18 protein-coding genes are annotated in these 26,351 nt (G+C 67.2%); 14 read left to right on the top strand and 4 right to left on the bottom strand.

Going from position 1 to position 26,351, the window contains the following annotated elements; genetic code table 11:
• The first annotated feature begins 22 nt into the window (after positions 1 to 22).
• Both OV427_RS30245 and OV427_RS30240 read left to right on the top strand, forming a co-directional pair.
• Positions 23 to 1,891: a N,N-dimethylformamidase beta subunit family domain-containing protein gene (locus OV427_RS30245; RefSeq protein WP_267859664.1), complete on the top strand. Its 1,869-nt coding sequence runs from the start codon at positions 23 to 25 to the stop codon at positions 1,889 to 1,891.
• Between the two features lie 328 nt (positions 1,892 to 2,219).
• Positions 2,220 to 5,312 (top strand): PPC domain-containing protein, encoded by a 3,093-nt coding sequence (locus OV427_RS30240; RefSeq protein ID WP_267859663.1) that lies wholly within the window; start codon positions 2,220 to 2,222, stop codon positions 5,310 to 5,312.
• Positions 5,313 to 5,373: 61 nt separating this feature from the next.
• Here the strand turns inward: OV427_RS30240 and OV427_RS30235 are convergent, their stop codons facing one another.
• Positions 5,374 to 6,306 (bottom strand): helix-turn-helix transcriptional regulator, encoded by a 933-nt coding sequence (locus tag OV427_RS30235; RefSeq protein WP_267859662.1) that lies wholly within the window; start codon positions 6,304 to 6,306, stop codon positions 5,374 to 5,376.
• Here OV427_RS30235 and OV427_RS30230 point away from each other — a divergent pair.
• Complete coding sequence (locus tag OV427_RS30230; RefSeq protein WP_267859661.1) at positions 6,305 to 7,192, top strand: SDR family oxidoreductase; 888 nt, start codon at positions 6,305 to 6,307, stop codon at positions 7,190 to 7,192. The two genes, OV427_RS30235 and OV427_RS30230, sit on opposite strands and share 2 nt — an antisense overlap.
• Before the next feature lie 23 nt (positions 7,193 to 7,215).
• On the opposite strand, the gene OV427_RS30225 is transcribed toward OV427_RS30230, so the two are convergent.
• A complete protein-coding gene (locus OV427_RS30225) occupies positions 7,216 to 7,665 on the bottom strand; it encodes a helix-turn-helix domain-containing protein (protein WP_267859660.1) in 450 nt (149 codons plus the stop codon).
• A 79-nt stretch (positions 7,666 to 7,744) separates the two neighbouring features.
• Between OV427_RS30225 and OV427_RS30220 the strand changes: the two genes are divergently transcribed.
• From OV427_RS30220 to OV427_RS30195, 6 genes are all read left to right on the top strand, one after another.
• The gene (locus OV427_RS30220; protein ID WP_267859659.1) at positions 7,745 to 8,626 is read left to right on the top strand and encodes a class I SAM-dependent methyltransferase; all 882 of its coding nucleotides are present in this window, start codon (positions 7,745 to 7,747) and stop codon (positions 8,624 to 8,626) included.
• Between the two features lie 187 nt (positions 8,627 to 8,813).
• Complete coding sequence (locus OV427_RS30215; RefSeq protein WP_267859658.1) at positions 8,814 to 9,143, top strand: PadR family transcriptional regulator; 330 nt, start codon at positions 8,814 to 8,816, stop codon at positions 9,141 to 9,143.
• Position 9,144: 1 nt separating this feature from the next.
• A complete protein-coding gene (locus OV427_RS30210) occupies positions 9,145 to 9,504 on the top strand; it encodes a DUF1048 domain-containing protein (protein ID WP_267859657.1) in 360 nt (119 codons plus the stop codon).
• Positions 9,505 to 9,632: 128 nt separating this feature from the next.
• Complete coding sequence (locus tag OV427_RS30205; protein WP_267859656.1) at positions 9,633 to 10,886, top strand: serine hydrolase domain-containing protein; 1,254 nt, start codon at positions 9,633 to 9,635, stop codon at positions 10,884 to 10,886.
• Between the two features lie 74 nt (positions 10,887 to 10,960).
• Positions 10,961 to 11,692 carry a serine/threonine-protein kinase gene (locus tag OV427_RS30200; protein WP_420718290.1) on the top strand — a complete coding sequence of 244 codons (732 nt, stop codon included), beginning with the start codon at positions 10,961 to 10,963 and terminating at the stop codon, positions 11,690 to 11,692.
• 214 nt (positions 11,693 to 11,906) lie between these two features.
• The gene (locus tag OV427_RS30195; RefSeq protein ID WP_267859655.1) at positions 11,907 to 14,159 is read left to right on the top strand and encodes a GmrSD restriction endonuclease domain-containing protein; all 2,253 of its coding nucleotides are present in this window, start codon (positions 11,907 to 11,909) and stop codon (positions 14,157 to 14,159) included.
• 478 nt (positions 14,160 to 14,637) lie between these two features.
• Here the strand turns inward: OV427_RS30195 and OV427_RS30190 are convergent, their stop codons facing one another.
• Positions 14,638 to 18,513, bottom strand: a complete 3,876-nt coding sequence (locus OV427_RS30190; protein WP_267859654.1) for a hypothetical protein — start codon at positions 18,511 to 18,513, stop codon at positions 14,638 to 14,640.
• A 257-nt stretch (positions 18,514 to 18,770) separates the two neighbouring features.
• Here OV427_RS30190 and OV427_RS30185 point away from each other — a divergent pair, with 257 nt between their 5' ends.
• From OV427_RS30185 to OV427_RS30165, 5 genes are all read left to right on the top strand, one after another.
• Entirely contained in the window at positions 18,771 to 20,123 is a 1,353-nt protein-coding gene (locus OV427_RS30185) for a serine/threonine-protein kinase (protein WP_324290006.1), read from the top strand.
• Positions 20,124 to 20,220: 97 nt separating this feature from the next.
• Positions 20,221 to 21,759, top strand: a complete 1,539-nt coding sequence (locus OV427_RS30180) for a pectin acetylesterase-family hydrolase (RefSeq protein WP_267859653.1) — start codon at positions 20,221 to 20,223, stop codon at positions 21,757 to 21,759.
• 244 nt (positions 21,760 to 22,003) lie between these two features.
• Positions 22,004 to 22,756, top strand: a complete 753-nt coding sequence (locus OV427_RS30175; RefSeq protein ID WP_267859652.1) for a hypothetical protein — start codon at positions 22,004 to 22,006, stop codon at positions 22,754 to 22,756.
• A 52-nt stretch (positions 22,757 to 22,808) separates the two neighbouring features.
• A complete protein-coding gene (locus tag OV427_RS30170) occupies positions 22,809 to 23,666 on the top strand; it encodes a class I SAM-dependent methyltransferase (RefSeq protein ID WP_267859651.1) in 858 nt (285 codons plus the stop codon).
• A 104-nt stretch (positions 23,667 to 23,770) separates the two neighbouring features.
• The gene (locus OV427_RS30165; RefSeq protein ID WP_267859650.1) at positions 23,771 to 24,151 is read left to right on the top strand and encodes a VOC family protein; all 381 of its coding nucleotides are present in this window, start codon (positions 23,771 to 23,773) and stop codon (positions 24,149 to 24,151) included.
• Positions 24,152 to 24,228: 77 nt separating this feature from the next.
• Here the strand turns inward: OV427_RS30165 and OV427_RS30160 are convergent, their stop codons facing one another.
• Positions 24,229 to 26,349: a hypothetical protein gene (locus OV427_RS30160; RefSeq protein ID WP_267859649.1), complete on the bottom strand. Its 2,121-nt coding sequence runs from the start codon at positions 26,347 to 26,349 to the stop codon at positions 24,229 to 24,231.
• Positions 26,350 to 26,351 lie beyond the last annotated feature (2 nt).

Here is a 26,351-nt window from a genome sequence, read left to right as displayed (position 1 = left end):
CTCCGGGCGGCGGGGAATCTCCATGAACAGGCGGGAAGTGTTGAAGGCAGGCGTCCTCACGACAGGCACACTCCTCGCGGGGACTTCGTCCGACGCGCAGGCCCAGGCGGCGCCGCTGCTGGAGGGCTATCCCTCCAGCACGTCCGTCCTCCAGGGCGGCACGCTCGGGTTCCACCTCAACCACACAGGCGGCGCGGCTACCTTCGCCGTGGCCATCTTCCGCGTGGGGCCCGACGTGCCCGCCATCCTCCACTCGGGCCAGGGCCAGGTCGCGAGCGAGGCCATTCCCACCAACGCCTTCTCCGTGGGGTGTGGCTGGCCCGTGCGCTACGGCCTCACGGTGCCGTCCCACTGGCCGAGCGGCGTCTACACCGCGCGCTTCACGGTGGGCACGGCCTGGACGGACCTCCTCTTCATCGTGAGGCCCGCCGTCCCTGGCGCCACGTCGAGGATTCTCTTCCAGGTCGCGACGACGACGTCCCAGGCCTACAACAACTGGCCCGAGCGGCTGGGCGGCAAGAGCCTCTATGACTTCAACTCCTCGGGACAGGTCCGCTCCCCCGCCGTGTCCCTGGAGCGGCCCATCGAGCCCTTCGCGCGGTTCTTCGACGCCTACGAGGTCTGGTTCGTCCGCTGGCTGGAGAAGCGGGGCATCTCCGCCGAGTACTGCACGAGCGTCGACCTGCACCGGGACCCGGCCCTGCTGGATGCCTACCAGCTCTTCCTGAGCGTGGGCCATGACGAGTACTGGTCCTGGGAGATGCGGGACACCGTCGAGGCGTTCGTGAACAACGGCGGAAACGCGGCGTTCTTCAGCGGCAACACCTGCTGGTGGCAGATTCGCTTCGACTCGCGCACCGCGCCCCGGCAACTGCTCTGCTACAAAGACGGCGCCGACCCCGCGCTGAGCACCAACCCCTCGCGCGCGACGCTGAACTGGTTCGAGCCCGCGGGCCCCAACCGCCCCGAGAACAGGCTCACGGGGCTGAGCTATCGCGCTCCGGGCGGAGCGACCCGGACTCCGCCTGCCGGCGCTCCGACGCCTGCCGCCGTCGACTTCGTCGTGCGCAACTCCCTGTCCTGGGTGTTCGAGGGTACGGGGCTCGGCAACGGCAACACCTTCGGCGCTGACGTCACCGGCTACGAGATGGATGCGGCCTTGTTCGAGGCGGTCAACGATGTGCCCGTGCGCGTCACCGGACTGGACGGCACGGCGCACAGCTTCGACATCCTCGCCACGGCGGACGCACGTACCTGGGTGGGGTCGGGCCTCATTCCCGGCTGGGGCTTCCTGGGCCTCTTCCAGAACAACGGGACGGTGTTCAACGTCGGCACCACGGACTGGGCCCAGGGGCTCCGAGCCTTCGTGGAGGCCGGCGCGCCGCCCAATGCCGTCTGCCGCATCACCGAGAACGTGGTGGGCCGCCTGAGCGTCGTGAAGACAGCAGCCCAGCGCGCGGCGCGGCCCGTGTACCAGTACCACTTCGCCCAATTGAATGGAGACGGGGTCCGGCACCACTTCTCGACGAGCCCCTTCGTCAATGACGGCTGGCTCTACGACGGGCCCGCCTTCCACGCCTACCAGTCCGCGCAGCCAGGGACGGTGCCCCTCTACCAGTACTACGCCATTCAGACGAACGGCGACGGGGTGCGGTTCATGCTTTCGTCCAACCCCAGCGTGGGGCAGGGCTGGACGCTGACCGGGGTCGCCTTCCACGCGTACCCGCAGGCGGTGACGGACCCGACCCATGGCGCCACCGTCACCGTGTACGAGTACTACCGGTTCCAGACGAACGGAGACGGAGTGCGGTTCTTCTACTCGACCCAGGCCAGCGTGGGGCAGGGCTGGACGCTGACAGGCCGTGGCTTCCACGCCCTGCCGCGCTCCTGACGCTGCTGACGCTGCACGCGACGCGGGCGACGCGGAATCTGTATCCGCGTTGCATATGCATCTCTTCGTATTCAATCCAGCCTTCCTTGACGGCCGGCATGTCAGACGCCCCGTGAAAATGCCTGCAATCCCCACCGGGCTGGAAGCTCTCAGGAAAGAAGACATGCATACACGCAGGCGCAGTGCCCTTGTCGTTGGGCTGTTGTGGATGATGGCCGTGGGTTGCAGTCCCGCGAATGGGACAGGCGAACCACCGGCGCTCGAAACCCAGGCGGCAGGCGCCGTCACGCTACCGGGAACAGCGCTCCAGGATGGCGTTCCCGTCACTGTGTCCGGGGCCGCGGGCTCGGTGACGTACTTCTACGTCAACCTTCCCGCCGGTCTCCAGGAAGTGTCCTTCGCGCTGACGGGAGGAACCGGCAACGCGAACATGTCCGTCAAGCGCGGCGAGGTTCCCACCAACACCGTCTACGACTGCAACCCACGGTCCTCCGGCAACGAGGAGAAGTGCAACGTGCAGGCACCGCTCGCCGACACCTGGAGCGTGAAGCTCGAAGGGACGGCGGAGTACGCCAACGCGAAGCTGGTCGTCTATTTCAACCAGCCCATGCCGCTCTTTGCGAACACCAACTACTTCCACTACTCCAACAAGCCGACGATGTTCTTCGTCGACGTCCCGGCGGGAAAGGGCCGGCTCGAAATCGATTCCTCGGGTAGCAGCACGGTGAAGGCGAGGTTGGGTTCCCGCCCCACCGACACCCTCTACGATTGCAGCGGCACCTGCGACATCTTCAAGCCCGGGGCGGGCCGGTACTACATCCTGATGTCGAACAACACGTCGGGGAACCAGATCCTCCCCTGGGTGACCGGGAGCGTGAAGCCCACCGTGGCACTCACGAATGGACAGACGGTGACGGGCATCAGCCTGGCGCGGGATGACCTGGCCTACTACACCCTCACTGTTCCCACGGGGCAGGCCCGGCTCACGGTGGAGGTCCCGTCCGTGATTCGCTCTCTCTACGTCCAGCGCGGGGACCCCTTCCCCAGCGGCAGTAGCAGCGCGGTGGACTGTCTCGCCAGTGTTTCGAGCGGCCCCGCTTCGTGCACGTTCGACAATCCGCAAGCGGGGACGTGGTACCTGGTGCTCCGGGCGGACAATGCCTTCTCGAACCTGAGCCTGACGGCTCGCGTGGTCGCCACCACGGGCACCGGAACGGCGACGCCCCTGCAGAACTCCCAGCAGGTGACCGGGCTGTCCGGCAGCCCGGCCGAGGACCGCTACTACTCCCTCACTGTTCCCGAGGGCATGCCGGTCCTGAACGTCCGGACGACCCAGGGAACGGGCCTTGCCGAGATGTTCGTCCAGCATGGCACCCCGCCGACGCGAGGTCAGGGCACGGCCTGCGGAACGGGCTGCAAGTTCCCGAATCCGGCCGCGGGCACCTGGTACATCCTGGTTCGCGGCTTCACGACGTTCTCGGGCCTGAGCTTCTCCGCGGGGTATCCCAGCGTGCTGACGCTGGTGCCAGGACAACCGGTGCTCTACGGCAGCAACGCGCCCTACTACACCTTCGATATTCCCGAGGGTCAGACGGAAGCCAACATCACGCTGACGACCGACTACAACAACTGGGTCATCGTGAAGCAGGGCTCCTGGTCGACCGATTTCAGCGACGGCTGCCGGTCTCCGTGCAGGCTCTTCCGGCCCCAGGCCGGGCGCTATTACGTCACGGTGTATTACACGACCGGCATCGTCTACGGGACACTGGCCGGGTGGTACGGGGGCGGTCCGGTCGCCTCGCTGACGGACGGCGCTCCCGAGACCTTCACGGCCGGTGCGCAGCGTGAGTTCCGGTACTGGCGCATCGACGTCCCGGCGGGACAGTCGCAGCTGCGCGTGGACCACGCCTTCCAGCGCGGCACCCAGACGCGCCTGTATGTCCGGTACGGAGACGTCCCCGCGACGTTCCAGTACACGTGCCAGGCGGCTTCCTGGACGTACAACAACGTCCCTCCGGGGCAGACCTGCGTCATCGACAATCCGCAGGAGGGGGCGTGGTACGTCCTGGTGGCCAGCGAGTCCGCGCTCGATGGAACCGTCCGGGCGACGACCTCCTCCGGCATCCCGCTCATGGCTCCGGGATACGAGGAACAGCCGTTCTCGGGCGCACCGGGCCAGGAGCGCGTGTGGAAGGTCGAGGTTCCGGCCGGACTCAGCGACTTCCGGGTGATGCTCAGCGGCGGATATGGGAACGCGGACCTGTACGTGAAGTACGGCGAGGCCCCGGGCACGACGTACGACTGCGCATCCACCCGGCCCAACAACGAGGAGAACTGCGAGTTCGCCCAGCCGCAGCCGGGCACCTGGTACGTGGCCGTTCGCGGCACCGAGACCTTCAGTCAGGCTCGCCTGCTCACGACCTTCGCGAGCACCCCTGGTGAAGGCGTGAGGGCGCTGGCCAGCGGGGAGAACGTGGTGGCGCTCGCTGGCAACCCGGGCTCCGTCCAGTACTTCAAGGTGGAGGTGCCGGAGGGGAAGAACCGGCTGGTGGTGGGCATGTCAGGCGGCCGCGGCAACGCGGACCTCGCGGTCAGCCGGGGCGTGCGCCCGACGCTGACGGCGGCGGACTGCCGGAGCCAGGACCTCACCAGCCTGGAGGTCTGTGTCTTCGAGAACCCGGCGCCGGGAACGTGGCTCATTCGCGTGGACGGAAAGACGGACTTCAAGGACGTGGTGCTGACGGCCCGGTACAGCCTCACCAACGAAGTCATTCCGATGACGATTGGCACCCCGGTTCCGAACCTCTACATCGGCCCCAACGAAGCCCTGCTCTTCTCCGTCAGCATCCCCTCGTCCGCCGACTTCGTGCGGGTCGATGTCCAGTCGGGGGCGAATCCACCCACCGACGTGCGCTTCGCGGACATGACCTACAACAACGTCTTCACGTGCAACACGTCGGGTCGCTTCACGCAGTGCAGGGACAACTTCCTCTCCAGCTCCCCGGGGCAGCGACGCATTTCGGTCAAGTCCAAGACGCCGGCGACCGCGTCCTGGGGAAACATGGTCACCATCAGCGATGGCATCGATGGCTGGAACGATGACACGACCTTCGCGGCCTTGATGAATGGCGTGGCCGTGACGGAGCTGACCGGCAACGGCCAGTTCAAGATCAAGGTGCCTGCTGGCGCCACGAAGCTGACCATCACCACCCGGGGGCCCACCGGGACGTCGAGCGACCCGGGGCAGCTCTCCCTGTACGTCAAGGGTCTCAAGCCCGCCTCGAGCTCGCAGTACACCTGCGCTTCGACGGTGACGGGCATCTCGCAGGGGTGCAGTTGGACCAACCCGACGGCAGGAACCTGGTACCTCGCGACCTACTGGACCAGCGGGAGCTACGACGTGAAGGCCACGTTCGAATAGGCAGCCACCGGGCGTACTCAGTCGCCGCTCCACGCAGCCCGGGTGGAGCGGCCTGGCGCGGTCAGGTGCTCGAGCGTCCACCGTGGGTGTCGTGCGCAAGCACTGCTTCCACGCTTCGCACGTCAGCCGCCGATGCGGGTGTGAAGACAATCATGGTCAGCCCTTCCGCCCCATCGACAGCGAAGGCCGAGTACTCGAGGTGGAGCAATCCGGCCCGGGGATGCCTGATACGCTTCACGCCGACTCCGTGGCTCTGCACGTCGGTGTCGGCCCAGAGTCGGCGGAAGTCGGCGCTGGTTGCCTGGAGCTCGGCCGTCAGCGCATCGGCTTCAGCACTCCCGCCCGCGCGCGCGACGTCGATGCGGAAGACCGCGACGGCGAAGCGCGCATTGTCCTCCCAGTCGGGCAGCGACGCCCGCGAGGCCGGATTCCCGAACAGCCTTCGCAGCACGTTGCGCTCCTGGACTGGCAGGGCGGCATAGTCGGTCAGCACCGCGGTTGCCGCCTTGTTCCAGGCGACGATGTCCCACGTCGGCGTCTTCACGATGGCGGGGCTGGTCGGCAGGCCGTCGAGCACGCGCTGCAAGGCCGCAGGGACGGCGGGCAACGGAGCCGGGACGAGCGGCGGCGGCCGCTGCTGGGCGATGAGGAAGAGGAGCTCGCGGCTGGCAGGGTCGAGCTCCAAGGCGCGAGCGAGCCGCTCCAGCACCTCTTCGGACGGCGGGCCGCCGCGTCCCTGTTCGAGCCACGTGTACCAGGTGACGCTGACGCCTGCCCGCGTCGCGACCTCCTCCCGCCTCAGCCCCGGCGTTCGGCGACGGCGCTCGCTGCCCGGCTCCGGCTGCAGGCGCGACCGGCGCTCGCGCAGGAAGCTGCCCAGGGACACAGCCGGCTTCGGCAGGCTGTTAGCTGTCATACCCGTATACGCTCCCGACTTTTCCGCTCCGGAAAGCAGGGGGATAACCCGCTCGCAAGACGATGAGGAGGTCTTCATGCGGGTATTTGTAACGGGAGCAACAGGCTTCATCGGCTCGGCGATTGTTCGCGAGCTCCACACCGCCGGGCATCAGGTGCTCGGGCTGGCGCGCAGCGACAAGGCCGCCGAGCTGCTGGCGCGCGCGGGGGTCGAAGTGCACCGTGGCGAGCTGTCCGACCTCGACAGCCTCACCGCCGCCGCCCGGGCGTGCGACGGCGTCATCCACACCGCCTTCATCCACGACTTCTCCCAGTACCTGGCCAACGCGGAGATTGACCGGAAAGCAGTGGAGGCCATGGCGGGCGCACTGGAGGGCTCCAACAAGCCCATCGTCGTGACGTCCGGCACCGCGGGGCACCCGCCCGGCCGCACCAGCACGGAGAAGGATGCGCCCCGAGACCCGGCCGGCCCCCGCGCCGCGTCCGAGGTGGCGGTGCTGAAGACCGCCGGCCGCGGCGTGCGGGCCAGTGTCGTGCGGCTTCCACCCTCCGTCCACGGCCAGGGCGACCACGGCTTCGTGCCCGCGCTCATCGACATCGCCCGGCGGACGGGCATCGCCGCCTTCGTTGGCGACGGTGCCAACCACTGGCCGGCGGTTCACCGGCTCGACGCGGCGCGCCTGTTCCGGCTGGCCCTGGAGAAGGCGGCGCCCGGCTCGACGTTCCATGGCGTGGCCGAGGAGGGCATCCCCATGCGCGCCATCGCGGAGACCATCGGCCAGGGGCTCGGCCTCCCCGTGCGCGGCATCAGCGCGGACGAAGCCTCCGCGCACTTCGACTGGATGGCGCGCTTCGTCCAGCTCGACATCCTGACGTCCAGCGCCATCACCCAGGCGGGGTTGGGATGGAGCCCGCGGGAAGCCGGGCTGCTGACCGACATGCGGGAGAGCGGGTACTTCTCGTAGGCCGGCCGCCCTCTCCGACTGAATCATCGCCCATTCCGGATCCGCGGCGGGCGCGGAGCCTTCTTGCTTCGCGCGCCCATCGCTCCAGACGCCGCGTCCCGCAGGAGGCGGCGGAAGGTGGGGCATTCCATGTGGCTCGGCGCGGAACAGGCAGCCGCGTGCCGGAGGCCGTCGCGCATGGCGGTGAGCTCGCGGAGCGTCTTGTCGAGCTCATCCGCCTTGGCCGCGAGCATCTTCCGGTCGATGCGCGGCCGCCCGTCCGGGGCGAACATGAGCGCAATCTCCTCGAGCGAGAAGCCGGCGGCGCGCGCCAGCGCAATCAACGCCAGCCGTTCCAGCACGCCCGGCTCGAACAGACGGCGCAGGCCCCGCCTGCCGATGGAGGCAATCAGCCCCTTCTCCTCATAGAACCGCAGCGTCGAGGCAGGAACGCCGGACCGCTTCGCCACCTCGGTGATGTCCAGGTCTTCCATCCGCTTGACCTCAAGTCGACTTGAACTGGCACAGTGCTGTCTCCACTTCTCGAAGGCAAGTCAGCAGAAGGAGACGCGCATGGATGTCACGAACCCGCCCGATGACGAGCAGACACGGCTTTGGAACGGCCTCGCCGGACGCGCCTGGGTCGAGGAACAGGAGTTGCTCGACCCGCTGTTCCAGCCGTTCGAAGACCTGCTCGTCGAAGCGGTTTCCGCCGAATCCGGAGGGCGGGTGCTCGACGTCGGCTGCGGCACGGGCAGCACCACCCTCGCCGTCTCGCGGCGGCTCGGGGCGAAGGGCCGCTGCGTCGGCATCGACATTTCGGAGCCGATGCTCGCCGCCGCCCGGGCCCGCGCCGAACGGGAAGGCACGCCGGCAAGCTTCATCCGCGCCAACGCGCAGGTCCACGCGTTCGAGCCTGCAAGCTTCGACCTGCTCATCTCGCGCTTCGGCGTCATGTTCTTCGACGACCCCGTCCGGGCTTTTGCGAACCTGCGACGTGCCGCAAGGCACGGCGCCGAGCTCCGGTTCATCGCCTGGCGGAGCCCCGCGGAAAATCCGTTCATGACCACAGCCGAGCGCGCCGCGGCACCGCTCCTGCCGAACCTCCCGGCCCGCCGTCCGGGGGCACCGGGGCAGTTCGCCTTCGCGGACCCGGGCCGGGTCTCCTCCATCCTGGAGGAGAGCGGCTGGGCCGAGGTCGATATCCAACCGATTGATGTCGCCTGCACCCTGCCCGAGAAGGAGCTGGTCCGTTATCTGACCCGGCTCGGTCCCGTCGGCCTGCTGCTTCAGGCAGCGGACGAACGGACTCGCACGCAGGTCATCGAAACGGTCCGTGCCGCCTTCGAGCCCTATGTGCACGGAGCTGAAGTCCGCTTCACCGCCGCCTGCTGGAGGGTCAGCGCTCGGGCGCCGTCTGCGTCAGCCGCGCCGAAAGAGGTCGCGAGTTCCTGAGTCTCGCCGAGCCAGCCCCGGCGAGAGCGGATGCAGTCGAAGCAGGCGGCCTGATTACAACCCACCTCGTGTCTCGGCAATCCGGTGCGGCGCACGGGCGCGCAGCCTCACGCGGACTTGCCATCTCCACTACTCGGTGTTACTAGGTACTGGTACTAAGTAACACTGAGTAGCTTGAGAGGTGGCCGTGGGCAAGCAGATGACGGAGATGCTCAAGGGCACGCTGGAGGGCATCGTCCTGGCGATCCTGTCCGTGCAGTCGGCGTACGGCTACGAGATCACTGCGCGGTTGCGAGAGATGGGCTTCTCCGACATCGCCGAGGGCACCATCTATGCACTGCTCGTCAGGATCGAGCAGCGCGGCCTGGTCGGCGTGGAGAAGGTCCCGTCCGAGAAGGGGCCGCCGCGCAAGGTGTACTCGCTCAACACTCAGGGGCGGGAATACCTCGAAGAGTTCTGGATGACTTGGAGCTTCCTCGTTGAACGGCTCCAACAGCTCCGTGAAGGAGGCAGCTGAAATGTTCATCTCAAAGTTCATCTCGAAGGTGATCGGCGAGAAGGGGCAGTGGCGGCAGTACAAGGCGCGCACGAAACAACTTCCCGCGAGCTATCGCACGGCGGTCGAAGCGCTGGAGCGGTACCTGATGTACTTCGGAACGGGGGGCGACGGGACTGCGATCTACGCGGACCTCGTCGACCTGTTCGAACAGAGCGCGGCGAACCGGACCCCGATCCGCCAGATCGTCGGGGAAGACCCCGTGGAGTTCATCGAGACGTTCGTCCGGAACTACCCGAAGGGTCAGTGGATCATCCGGGAGCGGGAACGGCTGACCACCGCCATCGAGCGCGCCGAACAAGAAGAAGCGACGGGCGTCTGAACGATTCACCGCGCGCTCGAAACACGAGCAGCAGCGGACCTGGGACGTCAGCCCGCGAAGCACGGTTCCAAGCGTTGCGGCGCTGCGCAAGCGATGCGTTGCAGACCCTCTAGAAAAGGAAGTGCGGCATGTTGGATTCGACCAACGGAACCGGAGTGCAGGGACACGTCGAGGATGGCTGGGGGAAGGTGGCCGATGTCTTCCGGGCGAACTTCGAAGGGACCCCCGGCGAGGTCGGCGCGGCGTGCTGCGTCTACGTGGACGGCCGTCCCGTCGTCGACCTGCGGGGCGGCCTCGCCGATCGCGAGGCGAACCGTCCGTGGAACGAGGACACCATCGCGTTGGTCGCATCCACGACCAAAGGTGCTACCGCGATCTGCGCCCATCTGCTGGCACAGCGCGGCGAGCTCGATCTGGACGCCCCGGTGGTCAAGTACTGGCCGGAGTTCGGCGCTGCCGGCAAGGAGCATATCCCGGTGCGCTGGCTGCTCTCACACCAGGCCGGTCTGCCGATCGTCGACGGTCCGCTGACCTTCGAGGACGCCTGCGCCTGGCATCCGGTCATCCGGTCACTCGAGGCGCAGAAGCCGGAGTGGCAGCCGGGCACCGAGCACGTCTACCACAGCATGACCTTCGGGTTCCTGGTCGGGGAGGTCGTGCGGCGAATCACCGGTAGGTCGCTCGGCACCTTCTTCGCCGACGAGGTCGCTGCCCCGCTCGGGCTGAGCGCATGGATCGGGCTGCCCGAGGCGCAAGAGGGACGGGTGGCGCGGATCGGGTACGCCGCTCCGTTCACGTTGGAGGAGATGACCGCCGGGATGATCGAGACCACCGGCCTCGATAGGGACACGGTCATCGCCTGGATGAACGCCGTGTGGGGCCCGGACTCCGTGCAGGCCCGCGCCGGCCAGCTCGGCGGCGCCTTCGATCACACCAGCGGCTACATGAACACGCGTGCCTTCCGCGCTGCTGAGTTCCCCTTCGGGAACATGTTCTCGGACGCTCGCTCGCTGGCGCGGATGTATGCGGCCACGGTGAGCGAGGTCGACGGCGTGCGGCTGCTGAATCCGGCGACGGTCGAGAAGATGACCGTCGTCCACACCGACAAGACGAAGATGAACGGGCTGCCGCCAGGACTGGACGTTCCGGCCAACCGCTCCTTCTACATGTCGCTCGGGTTCTGGCGAGCCTGCCCGCCGATGCCCTTTGTCGGGCCCGGGTCGTTCGGCCACCCCGGCTCCGGCGGATCGGTCGCCTTCGCCGACCCCGATGCCGGTGTCGGCTTCGGCTACGTCACGAACCTCTGGTCATTCCGGATCGGCGAACCGCGAGCGTCGAACCTGGCCGCGGCGGTCACGGCCTGCCTCGGGTCTCGACGTTGAGGCGCTGCTTCATGGCGACTGGCTATCTGAATCCGGCACGGCTTCCACTGGGAACATGCGTGGGGCCGTGGCGCGTGCTGGAACAGCGTGGACGCGGTGCCTACGGCGCCGTCTATCGTGCCATCGGGACGGAGCGCGCCAGGAGTCCCGTGGTGGCCCTCAAGCTGGCCCTGCATCCCCGGGATGGACGCTTCGCGCGAGAGGTGGAGCTGCTCTCCCGCATCCGCCATCCGAACGTCCCTCGCCTCGTGGGGCACGGGGAATGGCGGGACCCGGCGGGCACTGCCTACCCATACCTCGCCATGGAGTGGGTGGAAGGCACGTCTCTCTATGACTGGGCGAGGGAGCACCGGCCCTCCTCCCGCCAGGTGCTCTCGCGCCTCGCCAGCCTCGCACGTGCGCTGGAGGCCACGCTGGCAGTGGGCGGCGTGCACAGAGACGTGAAGGGCGACAACATCCTCGTGAGGAAGGCCGATGGCCAGGTCTTCCTCACCGACTTCGGCTCCGGCCACTACGCGGGCGCCACCACGTTGACCTGGCCCCCCTTCCCTCCCGGAACGCCGGCCTACCGCTCGCCGGGGGCATGGCGCACCGTGATGCGCCCCGCCCCTGTGCCCCCGCCGCGCCCTACGCGCCCGGGCCGGCCGATGACGTCTTCGCACTGGGCGTCACCGCCTACCGGCTGGTCACCAGGGAATACCCTCCCGAGCCATGGCTGGCTGACGAGGGGACTCGCCTCTCCAACCTGGAGGATTCGGAGCCCTGCGCTCCGCGTGTCCTCAACAAATGCTGCTGCGCGGAGTTGAGCGGTGAGCATCAAGGTAGTTGTCGCCTGAGTGGTGCCGGCCGATGCGCTTCAACCCCTGAATTGCTGGGGTGGGAGTACCAGCGGCGGCCCTCCTAGGCCCATCTGCACCAGCCCCCTCAATAGGCCTGCCATCCTTCCTATACTTCTCTGGGCAGCTTGGCGAAACTGAGGGACACTAGGACCCATAGCAGGTGGGTCGCAGAGGGGGTAAAGTGAGCAGGACCGTCTTCACCAAAGTTGACAACACCCTGGGCAGTCTCATGGATTCGATTGCACTGGGTAGAATCGGGCTGCCAGACATCCAGCGCCCCTTCGTTTGGAAGAACGCCAAGGTTCGCAACCTGTTTGACTCCATGTACCGGGGCTATCCCGTAGGCCACCTATTGTTCTGGGAGAACGAGGCTGCGGGAAGCAAAGCCATTGGCACTGACGAGAAGCAGAAGATTCCCCGGTTGCTCATCGTGGATGGGCAGCAGCGACTGACCTCGCTCTACGCCGTGGTAAAGGGCGTCCCCGTGGTGCGGGAGAACTACAAGCCGGAGAAGATCGAGATTGCCTTCAACCCGCTGGTGGAGAAGTTCGAGGTGGCGGATGCGGCCATCCGCCAGGACAAGGCCTTCATCCCCAACATCTCGATCCTCTGGGACAAGTCGACCGACATCTTCGAACTGGTCGAGACTTACCTGAAGGATCTCGCGACGGTACGGGAGGTGACGGCGCAGGAGCGGAGGCATATCGGCAGCACCTTCTCCAAGCTGCAGAACCTGCTGAGCTTTCCTTTCACCACGCTGGAGCTGTCCTCAAGCCTCGACGAGGAGCAGGTTTCCGAGGTGTTCGTCCGCATCAACAGCGAGGGCAAGAAGCTCAACCAAGCGGACTTCATCCTGACGTTGATGTCCGTCTTCTGGGATGAGGGACGTGGCCAACTTGAGACGTTCTGCCGCGAGGCCCGCACACAGACTGCGGGCAAGCCCTCGCCATTCAACCCGTACATCCAGCCGGACCCCGACCAACTTCTGCGCGCCAGCGTGGGGCTCGGCTTCCGGCGAGCCCGGTTGAAGCACGTGTACTCCATCCTGCGCGGCAAGGACCTGGAGACGGGAGAGCTCAGCTCGGAGCGCCGTGACACCCAGTTCCAGGTGCTGCGGCAGGCCCAAGCCCGGGTCCTGAACCTGGAGCACTGGCATGGCTTCCTGCGCGCCATCCAGCAGGCAGGCTTCCTCAACAAGGGGATGATCAGCTCCGAGAATGCCCTGCTCTTCGCGTACACCCTTTACCTGCTCGGGAAGACGGAATACGGCGTCGAAGAGGAGCGGCTGCGGCGCTCGATTGCGCAGTGGTTCTTCATGAGCGCGCTGACGGGGCGGTACTCCGGCTCCCCAGAGTCAGCAATGGAGTTCGACTTGGCCCGACTGCGCCAAGTGAAGGACGCGGACGCGTTTGTCGCCATGCTGGCAGCCACCTGCAATGCCACCCTGACGAGTGACTACTGGACCATCACCTTGCCGACGGACCTGGCCACCTCGGCGGCGCGTAGTCCGTCGATGTTCGCCTACTTCGCCTCCTTGAACCTCCATGCCGCAGAGGTGCTCTTCTCAAGACAGAAGGTCAGCGAGTGGATGGACGCAGTGGTGACCCAGTCCGGCACCACGTCCCTGGAGCGCCAACCCCTCTTCTCTAAGCGCCTCCTGGAGAGCCAGGGCATCGGCGACTCCCGGGAGACGTCCCAGATCGCCAATTTTACAGTAGTGGATTGGGGAGAACATTCGCAGCTTGCGAGGAAGGCTCCTGCGGAATACGTGCAGGTCCTGTGCAAGCCTTTCTCCTCCAAGGAGATGGAGCGGATGCACTACTGGCATGCGCTGCCAGATGGGTGGGAGCGCATGGAATACCGAGAGTTCCTCCAGCAGCGCCGGGAACTGATGGCGAAGGTGATTCGCGACGCCTACTCCCTGCTGGCGGGGAAGGACGACGCCAAGCCGGGACCGGTGCTGAGCACCGAGGAGTTCATCAAGGGCGGGGAGTCCTCCAGCGTCGAGTTCAAGTCCACCCTGCGCGTGAACCTGCACACGGGACAGGAAGACCCGAAGATGGTGCTCAGCGTGCTGAAGACCCTGGCGGCCTTCATCAACACGGGCGGGGGCACTTTGCTCATCGGTGTGGCTGATGACGGCACGCTAGTGGGGCTCGGACCCGACAAGTTCGAGAGCGAGGACAAGATGAGCCTGCGCTTGGTGGAGCTCATCAAAGACCGTATGGGGACCAGCCACATGATGTACATCCATCCCCGGTTCGATGACTACCAGGGGGGCCGAGTGCTTGCCGTGGACTGCCTGCCGGGACGGTCTCCCATCTTCGTCAAGGACGGCAACGTGGAGCGCTTCTACGCTCGCGCGGGTCCCTCCTCCCAAGACCTGTCGGGGGCGAGAATGCAGGCCTACATCCAGGAGCGGTTCCGAAGCTGAGCCGTCGATACCGCCCGTCCATGTCCGGGCGCCGCAGGACGCCGCGGCGCCCACCCCTTGAGACAGGAGCCATCCACCAGCCCTGGGGGCGGCCAGCCGGGAGGTGAGTTGGGCGGTTCCCATTACCCGGACGGGCGCCCTCACCTCAAGAGGGGCGGATCCGGGGATGGAGGATGAGAGCCCATCCTTGAACGAGGAGGTGGGGGGCCGAAAAAGGGGCGCAAGCCTCAGCTGAATTGATCTGGGTTGCTGTGAAAGGCATTCGCGCTGGACGTGTTCGACTGCGTGAGGTGTGGAGGCAGGCGGCGGGTGCTGGCGTACTTGACTTAACGGCTTTCGGTGGGGTGCGCGCCATTCTGGAGCATCTGGAGCAACTCAATCGGCCTGCGGAGCGGGCCCCGGCGCAGGAGCCACCGCTGCTCGCGGGAGTGAGCGCCAGCCAGCAGTTGCCCACAAGCCCCCAGTTCCCCCGCGGAGGTCAGGGCTTGCGGAGGAAGTGCCTGCGCACGACTTCGAGTTGCTCGATAAGCTGGGCATAGAAGGGGTGCGCAGGTGAGCGCAGGCGCAGCCGGCGCCTACACTCGTGTGCGCGCTCCAGGCGCTTCTCGTCATGAGGCACGGTGGACTGAACCTCTCCTGCTTTCTTGCCGCTCACCGCCCTCGCCAGCAGCCACTGCTCCACGTGCTGCTGGCAGGCCGCCCCCAGTGCATGGGCCCGCTCCAGGATTCGGCGCATGAGCTCGGACTGGTCCAGGACCCAGTCAGCGGAGGCGTGACTCAGCACCCAGCCGACAGCTTCCAGCGAGTCCTCATCACTCGTGCGGGCCTGCTCTTCAAGCAGGGCGAGCCCCACCGATGAGGTACAGTCGGCGGACATCGCATTGAACAGCATCGCCAACCACCTGCGCTGGGCGTCCGGAGCCCGGGCGAGCCGGGCGAGCACCTCGCGCAGGAAGCTCGCGCCATGCGGCCCTCCTCCCAGCAGGGGAAAGAGCCCGGGCTCGCGCTCCAGGGAGAACGGCTCGAAGCCCTCCGGCGCATCCGGCCCCACCCGCTCGATGCGCGAGAGGATGAACTCCAGGACCTGCTGCGGAGCGTGATGGGCGGCCGTGACCAGGAACTTCTTGATGACGAACTCGGAGCACAGCCGCAGGGGAAAGAGTTTGCGCAGGAATGGCGCGAGCCGCTCCCCGGAGAGCCCTCCTCGTGCGTGCAGGGCCTTGAGGCCCACGCACAGGTTGCCTGGAAGCGAGGGGTTTCCATTGATATCGAATCGAGCCAGGACGTCGTGGAGCCATGCGTCCCGCGAGGGCTCAAGCACCTCAAGCCAGAAGACCGAGTAGTTACGAACCTCCGGGTCCTTGTCCTCCAGCAGTAGCGCCAGCAGGCCGAGTTCCTCGTCATCGAGGCGCAGCACCTCGCCGGCCCTATGCTGGTGCGCCATGCCAGCGGACGCATAGGCCCGAGCCACCAGCTCACGCTGGCTTCGCTGTCCCGAGGTCATCAGCCTCCGCGCGAGCGCCCGGAACCAGATGGGCTCCTGCTTCCAGAGGACATGGAGCGCGCCCGGGAGCGCAAGGTACAGGTAGGGGCTCCGCTGCTCGATGGCGTTCTCGCAGAACTCCCGGGCATAGGAGGGCACCTGTTCCGCGAGTGCGTCCAATAGCGCGTTGGCGTCGCTCTCGCGCTGGCTGAGCTGGTTCAAGAATTCGCTGCGCTCATGAAGGAACCTCGCTCCGGTCGAGGGGTCCGGGAATCTGTCCCGAAGCTCCCGTGCCACGGCGGGCAGGATGTCCACTCGAGCAGGCCAGCGAGCGGAGAGCTCCTCCGGGGGGCACCTCCCGATGAGCGGATCGCCCAGCAAGTCGAGGCACAGTGCGTGAACCAGCCGGAGCTCGAAGTCGGCCGGGACAGAGGAGATGAACGCGAGTGCCCGCTCGAAGACCTGCGGGTCCATTCTTTCATACGTGGCTGGATACAGCGCCTGGATGAGGAGGTAGCGGAAGAAGGGTTCCGGGAGCTCCGTCGCGAGCTGCTCCATCCGCTGGAGGATTTCGAGCTGCTCGGGAACCCAGGGGTCTAGCGCCACCAGCTCCGTCTCGGCGAATGGCTTCGGATTGCGCAGCGCCCGTCCCAGGTACCAAGAAGCGTCTCGGACGATCTGGCACCGGCCAGAGCGGGCACAGCGCTGAATCAAGTCCAGCGTTCGCCTGCGGATGGGGCGCATCTGCTCCGCGTCCACGATGAAGGAACGGAACTCGAAGCCCTCTTCGCTCTTGCTGTAGATGTTGGCGCTCTTGCCGAGCAGCGCCCCGAGGATGGGCAGGGGCGAGTGGACGTGGTCCAGGGCATCTGGCGCCTCCAACCAGCGCTCAATGGCCTCCAGAATGCGCATGTACCGGACCACCGGTGTCTCGGGCTGGAACCGGGCCATACAGCAGAGCATGCCCAAGCCATGGTCGAGCTGTGCGTTCCCATCCAAGGGCCTCGGGTCGTCCTGGCCCTCTTCCCAGAGGCGGTCGAGGCAGTGCTGCGCCAGGGACTCGGAGGACTCCTGGATGCCCCAAAGCGTGCTGAAGGCCAGCCTCAGCACCTCGGAGACCTCCTTCCGCAAGGGTTCCGCCCCGTCGGCATGAAGCCGGTGAAGCACCGTCTCCACGCAGTCAAGAGCCCGCTGCGGGTCGAGGTCGGCCGCAGAAATGACGATGCGCAGGACGAACAACTGGTCACAGTTGGTGCCCGTCCGCAGGACGGTCCGTAACTTCGCCCAGATGCTGTCCAGGAAGCCGGGAGGCTCCTTCCCACCCTGCCGCAGCCGCCAGCCCAGCGCCGAAAGGTTGCGCATGAGCGGCCCCGCCGAGATTCCCTGGAACCGCTCGAAGACCTCCTCGGCATAACCCGTCGATGCACCTTTGTGGACACAGGCCTGTTCTAGGATGTGCTCGGCCAGCAGGTCGGGGGTGATTCGCAGACGTGTCCCGGTGCGCAGCAGCGCACCCGCCTCGGTCAGGGCGGCAAGGGCCTGGTGGAGTGAGGCCTCATCGGTCCCCAGGAAGTCGCGGGCCTTCACGGGAACGAAGACATCCTCAATGTCGAAAGACGCGAGCGCCGACAGCAGCTGGAGGAGCCGTGAGCACAGGCCGGGGTCGACTCCCGGGCTCACCGTGCCGTGGATGATCTCCTTGAAGCACTCGACGAAACGGTGCTTGAACTCCTCGTGATTCGACAGCAGCCGAGGGTCGGCTTCGTGCTTCGACACCAGCCTTGCGCCCAGGACCGTGGCCAGGGGGCTGTCCACGCTGATGGCGGCAAGCTTCTCGGCCAGATGACTCCGCTGCTCCCCAACGCCCTGCCGGGCGAGTGCGAGACACTCGGCGCTGGAGAGCGGAGGCACCTCCAGCTCCAGCGTCTTCCATCCATCGAAGTCGGCCCTGGACAGCCACGAGCGCAGCGCGTGGCGCGACTCGGGCCGGCAACTGAGAAGGACCCGAGCGCCAGGGTGTTTCCGGAGCATGGCCAGCAGCGAGTCGAGCGGCCCTCCCGGGTGGGCGTCATCCAGCACGAGCACACAGGAACTGGGGAGCAGCTCCCGGAGGGCTTCACTCTCCAGCGGGCGCTGTGGGTCGATGAAGAACAGCGGCACCTCGGCATGGCGCTCAGCGGCCCGCAGGCTCCACTCGTAGAGCAACTTCGTCTTGCCGATGCCGCCCCGACCCCACAGCAGCCCGGCGTCATGAGTCGGGCCCAGGAGGCTGTCAAGCCTGTCCAGGAGGTTCTCCCGGCCCACCCGCTTCCATGCATGGTGGAACAGCCGCTCCGAGTCGAGCTGCCGGGCGAAGTACTCCTCCGGGGTAAGCAGGACTGTCGGGCCCGGCAGCCGTAGGAAGTCCTCGCACCATCTGGGGCCGAAATACTGCTCGACGAGCCGCTTGCTCTTGTGAGGGGGAAGGTCGCGGACCCGGCGGGAGATGTCCCTCACGTCCCAGAGTTCCCAGGAGGGCGCCGCGAGGAATACCTTCCGGACGTTGGCCCGGGCCTCATCGCTAATGAGGAGCAGGTACCGGTCCGCCTTGAAGGTCATGGCCTCCAAGGCCTTCTTGGCATGCTTTGCCGTGAAGTCATCGACCTGCTTGCACTGGGCGACCCAGCAGGTGCCGTCCTCACCCGCCCCGAGCAGGTCGATGCCTTGCTGCGCGTCACCACGCTTCCCATAGTTCGAGAAGGTGAACGCTGGCTGGCAGAGGTTGAGCAGCTCGCAGCAGAAGGCTTCGAAGACGCTCCAGTCCAGCTGCTTCAGGGGCAGCAGCTCGGGCCGGCTCAAGACGGGAGGCTCGGGATGGCGGGACGTGGCCATGAGGTCAGCTAAGCACGCTCCTTCCATCTCTCGCGCCCCCCATGGCACATCCATCAGTGCGCTTTATTTGGCGCCCTCACCGAACCTTGCCACGTTGCTACTTCGTGTACCCGAGAGAGTCTCCCTGACACATACCAATGCCGGGGTACGCTTGCGGCGAGCGGATTGACCGCGTCCCTCCTCGCGAGACACTCATGGCGCCTGGCTATCTGAATCCGGCACGGCTTCCCCTGGGAACACCCGTGGGGCCGTGGCGCATGCTGGAACAACGTGGACGCGGTGCCTACGGCGCCGTCTATCGTGCCATCGGGACGAAGGGCGCCAGGGGGCCCGTGGCCCTCAAGATGGCCCTGCAGCCTCGGGATGGACGCTTCGCGCGAGAGGTGGAGCTGCTCTCCCGCATCCGCCATCCGAACGTCCCTCGCCTCGTGGGGCACGGGGAATGGCGGGACCCGGCGGGCACTGCCTACCCATACCTCGCCATGGAGTGGGTGGAAGGCACGTCTCTCTATGACTGGGCGAGGGAGCACCGGCCCTCCTCCCGCCAGGTGCTCTCGCGCCTCGCCAGCCTCGCACGCGCGCTGGAGGCCACGCTGGCAGTGGGCGGCGTGCACAGAGACGTGAAGGGCGACAACATCCTCGTGAGGAAGGCCGATGGCCAGGTCTTCCTCACCGACTTCGGCTCCGGCCACTACGCGGGCGCCACCACGTTGACCTGGCCCCCCTTCCCTCCCGGAACGCCGGCCTACCGCTCGCCTGAGGCGTGGCGCACCGTGATGCACCCCTCCCCCGCCCCCACCGTGCCCTACGCGCCCGGGCCGGCGGATGACGTCTTCGCACTGGGCGTCACCGCCTGGCGGCTGGTCACCGGCGAGTACCCTCCCTCGCTGGGGCTGGATGCCGAGGGGGCTCGCGTCTGGAGCCTGGAGGGTCCGGGCCCCCGCGCTCCGCAAGTCCTCAACAGCCGCTGCTGCGTGCAGCTCAGTGCCCTCATTTCTCGAATGATGTCCGTGCATCCGGAGGTGCGTGGCAGCGCACGCGAGCTGGCCGGGGCGCTGGACAAAGCCGCGCGCGAGGCAGGGCCGGAGGCGGATGTGCCCCTCTTCGACCTGGAGCAAGCCCTGCCCGTGGACGTGAGTGCATCCTCGCGGCGCGTTCCGGTCCGGGGGCGGGGTGGGCATACGAGACACTGGAGCATCGCGGCCGGGGTGGGCGCGCCACTGCTGCTGGGAATCGCATGGATGCTGAGCGCGCGACCCGGGGACGCGCCTGCGGAAGCGCCCGTCTCAGCACAACTGGATACGAAGGACGCCGGCACCGTGGCCGTTGGGGACTCCGCCCTGACAGCACCATTGCCCCCCAAAGCGGCGCCGTCCGTGTGGTCGACCATCGCCCTGGACCTTCCACCCAAGCCCTTCCCGCGACAAATGCGGCCAGATGCCAATGGCCGCTGCCCTCGCAAGGGACTGGTTGTCATCAATGGCGGCTGCTGGGTGAAGGTGGCTCTGCCCCCGAAGGACTGTGACGAGATCGGCTACGTGTACAAGGATGCGTGCTACCTGGCCGCCTTCCCACCCGCTCGCCCTTCCACATCGAGCCCTGCGGACTGAGTCAGGGCTGCACGGCCGTCCGCGAAAGCGCATCGGTTGAGCAGCCCATCGGGCCGAACGCACCGCAACTTCACGGCGAGGCGAGGGTTGACGGGGCATGCGCTCCTTCCCGTTCCTGCTCCCTGCCCTCCTCGCCTGCATCGCCTGCGGCGCGGGAGAACCGCCCCTGAAGAACTCCACCGACGCCACGGCCGACACGCCCACGCCACGCGGCGCCACGGGCACATCGAACGCCGGAGTCGCCCTCCCCGAAGCGAAGGCGGCGGTGTGCACCCCGGGCACCTCCGTCGCTTGCGCCGGCCTCGCGGCCGTGTGGGCCGGCGGCTCCGCCACCTGCCGGGCCTCGGGCAATGGCTACGACGTCTCCTCATGCACTCGCGCCGGCAATCCCACCCGGCGGCTGACGGAGACCGTGCGCCCCGCGCTCCGCGACACCCGCTGGACGGAAGCGCGCTGCAACCTGGGCGACGAGTTCGTCTTCGAGGTCACCTTTCCCCCCGCGCCGCCCGACGGCAGCCCCCTCACGCAGTGGGTCCTCCGTCTGGAGGGCGGCGGCTTCTGCGCGTTCGACAGCACCAGCCCCTACGGAGGCTGCGGCAACCGGGACATCGACCTCGTCTCGTCGGTGAATCTGCCCGCCGACCGCGCCCTGCGCGAGAGCGCCCCCGCGAAGCCCGACGACTTCAGCGGCGCCATCGACGTGCTCGGACACTACTGCTCGAGCGACCTGTGGACGGGCACCGCCCTCGACGCGCCCGACATCACCTACAAGGGCACGAAGCGGGACTGGCGGTACATGGGCGCTCTCAACGTGGAGGCGATGCTCGCGGTGCTGGTGGAACGCTACGGCCTCGACGACAGCAAGCCGCTGCGCGTGCTCTGGCGTGGAGGCTCGGCGGGCGGCTTCGGCGCCTTCAACAACACCCACCGTGTCGTGCGGCGCCTCCCCAAGGCGGCGAAGCAGGGGCGGCTGCTCGTCTTCCCCGGCGCCGGCTACATCCCGCTCGACTGGGACGAGCCCGACTACCCCGTGCTGGGCATCGGCTCGGGTCTGGAAGCCTTCGGCCAGCTGACGACAACGTGGCGGTCCTCGCTCACGCCGTCCTGCGTGGCGGCGCGGACTCCCGGAGACCCCGTGCACCCGCCGCACGAGTGCATCAGCGGCCCCGTGCTCTACGACATCATCACCGCGCCGGAGTCCGAGGGAGGCTTCGACCTGCCCACCCTCGTCTGGCAGAACCGGCAGGACCAGCTCTACATGTCCAACTCCGGCCTGCCGTACCTGTCGGCGACCAACACCCCGGCCGAGCTCGCCGTCCGCGACAGGTGGGTAGAGACCATGAACCGGGCGATGAGCATCACCGGCAGGAACACGTCGTCGCGCATGAAGTGGCTCTATGCGCCGAGCGACCCCGTCGTGCAGCGCGCCAACGGCTCGATTGAGCCGAACGTGCACGCGGCGCTGCTCTACAGCACCACGCCCCCGAGCGGCGAGGCCAACTCCCTCAACGCGGTGCTCTCGCGCTTCTGGAACACGATGCTCGGCTCGGGCCCCGGGCGCGGCCGCGCCGCCGGTGAGGTGCACACCTTCGACTGCAACTGGGTGCCCGACCGCGACGCCAGGGGCTGCGAATAGGCCGGCGGCACGCGGCGGGGGCGTCATGAGGAAGACCAGGCCTGAAGACATTCTGGAGAAGGAGAGAGCCGTGGCCCCGCCGCCTCACTCTTGCGGCTGACAGCCCTCGGAGTGTCGCCAGAGAGCGACACGTGAGGGGCTCCAGGCGCCGCGGAACTTCATCCAGAGGCTGGCGCGGGACTTGCGACAGGTGCGCCGCCCGGCACACTTGTGCCCCCGGTACGCCACGCCTGCGAGGAGAGCCATGTTCCACGGTTCCACACGTCGTGAGGTCCTGCTCTGGGCGCTGGGCAGCCATGCCCTGGTGCGTACCCTCCTGGCGCAGGAGGCCCTGGCCGGGCCGGTGCGGAAGGAGGTCCAGACCTGGGCCGCCCGGACGTACCAGCTGTGTGCGGACGTCCGGGGCCGGAAGTTGGAGCCACGGGAGTGGCAGCGACAGGTGGAGGAGCTCTTCGCGCGTGTCCCGCTCCCCGACCTGCTTCGGGCCATCGACTTCGACACGCTGAGGCCGGGAATCTCGCTGCCGGATGATCGAGCGGACGCGGTGAGCGCGCCCTTCCCACCGGTAGAGGGAATGCCTCGGCGGTTCGGTACGAAGATTTTCGGGATGCAGCAGGGACGGGCCATCGTGCCGCACGGACACCAGAACATGGCTTCGATGCACCTGGTGCTCGCGGGCGAGTTCCACTTGCGGCACTTCGAGCGGGTGGAGGACCAGTCCGAACACCTGGTGCTCCGGCCTGGCATCGACCGGGTCTCGAAGCCGGGGGACCTCTCCAGCATCTCGGACCAGCGGGACAACGTGCACTGGCTGGTGGCGACGCGGGGGCCTGCGTACACGTTCGACCTCATCGTCGTCGGCCTCGTGCCAGACCGCGGCTTCGACTGGAAGATGGACCATGTCGACATCGACGGCGCGGAGCGTCTGAAAGACGGCCTGCTCCGTGCGCGCCGCATTGACTTCGACGAGGCGATTCGACGCTACGGCAAGAGCTGACGGGCAAGCCGTTCCCGCCGTAACATGGGGCCGCTCTCGAAGGAGCATCATCATGGCTGACGCGTCGCCCCTCGTCCCCGAGAACACCGCTGTCCGCGTCGCGCTGTGGCGCGCGCTCCACGTGCTGACCGACCCCGCGCCGCACGTGTTCGAAGACACGATCGGCCTCGCCCTCGTGGCGCCGGACGCCGATTGGCAGAAGCGACCGGACATGAGCCCTTTCACGCGGCCCTTCCGCGCCTCCATCCTGGCGCGCGCGCGCTTCGTTGAAGATCTCCTCGAGGAGCAAGCCGCTCGCGGGGTCGTGCAGTACGTCATCCTCGGAGCGGGCCTCGACACCTTCGCTCAGCGTCGGCCGGAGCTCGCCTCCCGCCTCCGTGTGTTCGAGGTCGACCAGCCGGTTCCCCAGAAGTGGAAGCACCAGCGTCTCGTCGACCTGGGTTTCGGTGTCCCGTCGTTCCTTCGGCTCGTGCCGGTCGACTTCGAGCACGGTGATGCGTGGTTGGAGCGGCTGGAAGCGGCGGGCTTCGACGCGAAGCAGCCGACGCTCGTTGCCTCCACGGGCGTCAGCATGTACCTCACGAAGGACGCCATTGCCGCCACGCTGCGCCAGATCGCGGCACTCGCACCGGGCTCCTCACTCGTCATGTCGTTCATGCTGCCGCTCGAGCTCGCGGACCCGGACGTGCGACCCGGAATCGAGGCAGCGGCGCGGGGCGCGCGAGCGAACGGCACGCCGTTCATCAGCTTCTTCACGCCGGAGGAGATGCTCGCGCTGGCTCGCGAAGCCGGCTTCCGAGACGTGAAGCACGTGTCGGCGGCGGCTCTCGCCGAGCGCTACTTCGCGGGTCGAGCCGACGGTCTTCGCCCGCCCAACAACTCGGAGGAGTTGCTGGTCGCGACGACGTAGCGCCATTGAGAGCACACTCACGTGAATCCGTTCCGCACCGTGACGGGAAGCCTGTGGCACAGTGCCGGCACCGCCCGCGCGGACTGTCCCGGAGGTTGCACGCAATGAGCCCCAAGCCCCTTCTTGGCCTGCGCACCGCCATCTACCCCGTCACGGACCTCCAGAAGGCCAGGGACTGGTACAGCGCCGTGCTGGAGACGCGTCCGTACTTCGACGAGCCCTACTACGTCGGCTTCAACGTCGGCGGCTTCGAGCTGGGGCTGGACCCCGACACCTCGGAAGTTCCCGCGGGCGCGGCGGGCGTGACGACCTACTGGGGTGTGGAGGATGCGGCCCGGACCTGGGACCGCCTTCTGGAGCTGGGCGCGGCGCCCTTCAGCCCCGTCCGGGACGTGGGCAGTGGCATCCGCGTGGCCATCGTGAAGGACCCCTTCGGCAACCTGTTCGGCATCATCCAGAACCCGCACTTCCCGAACACGGCCTGAACCACCTTCTCCACAAGCCCGCCCGGGGCCTCGGCTGACAGGCCCCGGACGGTCCGACAGGATGGAGCGGCCGCGGACTACTCGTCCGCGTCCTCGGTGAGGACGTCGATGTTGTCGATGCCCACCGGGCAGTACTCGTAGTACTTCACCTGGTACCGGATGTTCAGGCTGCCGTCCTTCACGCAGCGTTGCAGCAGCGCCTTGAGCTGGTTGTTCCGGTGCAGCTCCTCGAGGACGGTCTTCCGCTTGGAGATCTGCTCCTCGCCCGCGGAGCGCCCGGTGGGGCTGTTCGGCTTGATTTCGATGACCTCGCAGGAGCCGTCCGAGACATTCACGCAGTCGATGCGGCCTCCCGGAATCTCGTACTCCATCGCCGTGCAGCCGGTCTGGAGCGCGAGGTGCTTCTTGTTCCCGTTCTCCAGGTACATGTTGATCTTCGGGTTGTTCCTGCCACGAAGGATGCCGAGGTTCCCCGCCTCCTCGAGACGCTTCCTGGCTGCGGTCATGTTGCGCGACTGGCGGTTCAGCTCGGCCTTGAGCGTCGGGTTCTTCGTCGACTCGACCTTCTTCAGCTCGGCGAGCAACTGATTGATGCGGTCGATGTACTGACGCTGGAGGTTCCCCATCACGCTCGCCACCTCGTCGGCGACGCGCTGCACGCGGTCGGCAATCTGGAACTCGTCCTGGTCGCAGAACGCCTGGAGGAGCTTGTCGGCGCTCTCCTGACGGAACCTTCCGCCGGGCTTCAGCCCCCGGCGCTCCTTCTTCCACGCCTCGTAGTCCTGGGCGACGCGCTCGAGGGTCGCCTTCACGAGCAGGTCGCGGTCCTTCATCGTCTTGAGCGCGCTCGCGACGTCGGGGTGGTTGACGCCCTGGGTGAGCTTGCCGCACGCGGCCTTCCCCTCGTCGAGCTTGCCCTTCATGTGCCGCTGCATGGCGGTGGCCGTCTCGTGGAGGCGGTCGCGGACCGTCCGCCAGCGGCCCTCGTCGAACGAGAAGCGCTTCGCCTCCTCGAGGAGCCGGTCCTGCTCGCCGAGCCGCTTCTCTGCGGCGTCGAGCTGCTGGCGCGTCTCGGTGGCGAGCTTCTCGGCCTGCTCGGTGAGGACCTTGACGCCCGTGTCGGCCTCGTCGAGGTTGCCGAGGTAGTTCTTCGCCGTGCCCATGAGCTGGTCTTCGTTCGCCTTGCACGTCGTGGAGAGCGCGTCGAACGAGAACTGCTGCGGCTTCACCTGCTTCACGAGCTCGAGCGAGCGGCGGAACTCCTTGTTCTTGTCCGGCCAGACGTCGGTCATCCGCTTCGCGACGTCATCCTCGCCGCGCGCGTTCCGGAGCTGCTCGAGCTGCGACGCAATGTCGTTGCTGTAGCCGAGCGCATAGTCAATCTCCGAGGTGCCCGTGCGTGCGCCGGCGCCCGAGAGGTAGGAGCCCGTCTGGTCCAGGAGCTGGTTGAGCTTCTCCGTCAGCTCCTTGCGCACCCGGTTGTTGTCGCCGAGCTTCGCGAGCGCGTCCTTCACGGCGTCGGAGTCGCGGCCCTTCGCGAGCTCCTGACACTTCGACTTCGTCTCCTCCATCCGCCGCGTCCAGCGGTCCCAGATGTCGCTCACCCCGTCGTGGAGCTCGCCCTTCACGTCCGACCAGCGGCCATGGGACTCCGAGAAGTACCTCGCGTACCCGCGTGCGCGGTCCATGTCGCTGTGGACCTCCTGCAGGCGCTTGTACTCGTCGGAGTACTGGCGTCCGACCTTCTCGGCCTCGTCCGAAATCTTCGAGACGCCGTTGGGGTCCTTCTTCTCGATGAAGTTCTGCATGAAGGACTTCAGGTTCCGGTCGGCCTCGTAGCAGCGCTCGTGCAGGCGCGACTCGTCGGCCTTCACCTGGGCGTCCTTCATCCGCTTCAGGTACTGCGCCGACTCCCGGAACTTCGAGATGTAGTCCGGGTAGTAGTAGGCCATCGCCTTGCCCGGGTCGCTCTGCGGGTCCAGCGACTTGAGCCGGTCCACCTCGCTCTTGACGGTGTTCAGGTAGTCGAGCGCGGAGTCGATGTCGCTGGAGCTCGAGTCCGAGACGATGCCGTCGAGCTTGTCCTTGATGCGAGAGAGGTTGTCGTCAATCGCGCGCACCCGGTCGTCAATCTCGTCCGCGCTCGCGGGCGCGGCGAAGAGGAGCGCGAGCAGCCCCAAGGTCAGTCTGTTCTTCATCT

The organism is Pyxidicoccus sp. MSG2 (genome assembly GCF_026626705.1).
Lineage (GTDB): Bacteria > Myxococcota > Myxococcia > Myxococcales > Myxococcaceae > Myxococcus.
This window is presented reverse-complemented; position numbering and strand designations above follow the sequence as displayed.